A 553-nucleotide genomic window follows, 5' to 3' on the forward strand; every position below is an offset into this window, starting at 1 on the left:
CTGCTGAAGGACTGACCATGACCGCTTCCGTCTCACGTGTTCCCTGCACCGTCGTCACCGGCTTCCTCGGCGCCGGCAAGACGACACTGGTCCGCCACCTCCTGGAAAACGCCGGCGGCAAGCGTATTGCGATCATTGTGAACGAGTTTGGCGATATCGGCATTGACGGCGAGATCCTGAAGGGCTGCGGCATTGACACCTGTCCGGAGGAGAACATCGTCGAACTGGCCAATGGCTGCATCTGCTGCACCGTCGCCGACGATTTCGTGCCGGCGCTCGACCAGATCCTGTCGCTGACGCCGAAGGTCGACCACATCCTGATTGAAACCTCCGGCCTCGCTCTGCCCAAGCCGCTGGTCCAGGCCTTCCAGTGGCCGAGCGTGAAGAGCCGCGTGACCGTCGATGGCGTCATCGCCGTGGTCGATGGCCCGGCACTGGCCGAAGGCCGCGTCGCCAACGACATGGACGCCCTGCAGGCGCAGCGCGCGCAAGACGAGACGCTCGACCACGACGATCCGGTCGAGGAAGTGTTCGAAGATCAGGTCGCCTGCGC

Annotated in this window: 1 protein-coding gene; it reads left to right on the top strand. The window is 64.2% G+C overall.

Features of this window, described 5'->3' with window-relative positions:
- Positions 1 to 17: 17 nt before the first annotated feature.
- A partial coding sequence (gene cobW / locus EOA33_RS38090) for a cobalamin biosynthesis protein CobW (RefSeq protein ID WP_127407867.1) occupies positions 18 to 553 on the top strand: 536 nt, incomplete at its 3' end.

Origin of the sequence: Mesorhizobium sp. M4A.F.Ca.ET.050.02.1.1 (assembly GCF_003997725.1) — a bacterium.
Lineage (GTDB): Bacteria > Pseudomonadota > Alphaproteobacteria > Rhizobiales > Rhizobiaceae > Mesorhizobium.